The 1,116-nt window shown below is 52.2% G+C and carries 1 protein-coding gene; it reads right to left on the bottom strand.

Annotation, left to right across the window (positions count from 1 at the left end; genetic code table 11):
- Positions 1–9 precede the first annotated feature (9 nt).
- A complete protein-coding gene (locus JUF11_RS13090; protein ID WP_125583170.1) occupies positions 10–1,008 on the bottom strand; it encodes an IS30 family transposase in 999 nt (332 codons plus the stop codon).
- Positions 1,009–1,116: the final 108 nt, after the last annotated feature.

Below are 1,116 nucleotides of genomic sequence, written 5' to 3'. Positions count from 1 at the left end.
GACGAATTGTCAACTCAAGTGCAACTTTTTGCCCATGAAGACTTCCGATGGTGTCTTCCAGCCTAAGACCTTGCGTGGTCGGTTATTCAGTTGTGCAATATAGGCATCGATTTCCGCATCCGTTTGGAGGTCTAGGTCTGTGTTCTTGGGAAAGTATTCTCGAATCAGACCGTTGGTGTTCTCGTTGGTCCCTCGTTGTTGTGGCGCATGCGGATCAGGGAAGAATACCTGTGTAGCCAGGCACTCTGCTAGCTCCCTGTACCGGGCAAACTCAGTCCCACGATCAGGCGTGACAGTTCGCACCCGATTGGCTGGTAAGGCACCAAGCAACTCAATCATGACATCTCTTACGGTGTCCGCTTTTACGTTGGCCGTCCGCTTGGAAAGTAGATACCGTGATTTACGGTCGACCAGTGTCACTAACGCTGAGTGCCCCGTCTTTCCGCGTACCGTGTCACCTTCCCAGTGCCCAAACCAGCTGCGATTTTCTGCTGACCGGGGCCGGTCGTGGATCGATGGCGCGTCATTGAAACGACCCCGTCGTTCATTGATAGTGCCTTTGACTTTACGTGTCTTGCCTCGGTGTCGAAGCTGTCTGGGTAGGCCACGAGCACCATGGCTCTTCAATGGGACACCGAGGTTGTCTAGGCAAATGCCTCTGTAGATAGTCGGATAGCTGATACGAATGCGGCTACCCTCTAGCGCTAGACGACCAGCGATTTGTTCAGGCGACCAGTGAAGCGCCGTGATGTATCGAATGACAGCCTCTCGTGTCTCTGGTCGTGCGAGAATCCGAGGACGTCTACTAGCCAGACGAGCCTGCTGGTAACGCTTCTGGGCGTCGGCTGCCGAATAGTCCTGCCAGCCACCGTTACGGGCAATCTCACGACTGATGGTGCTCTTTGAACGTTTTAACCGCCTGGCAATTGTCTCAAGAGTCTCGCCAGTATTGATTCCTAGCAGTATCGATTCGCGGTCCTTTAGGGTAAGATGTGTGTACGGACTCATAGCCGAGTTCTCCTTGTAGTTGGTCTTATGGTGATTCCATCTTACAAGGACTCAGGCTATGAGTCTTTCTATTTGACTAATTTGTTGCACTTGAATTGTAAATCCGTC

The organism is Lacticaseibacillus suilingensis (assembly GCF_016861845.1).
Classification (GTDB): domain Bacteria; phylum Bacillota; class Bacilli; order Lactobacillales; family Lactobacillaceae; genus Lacticaseibacillus; species Lacticaseibacillus suilingensis.
The sequence above is the reverse complement of the archived record's forward strand: the minus strand, read 5'-3'. Positions and strand labels throughout refer to the sequence as shown.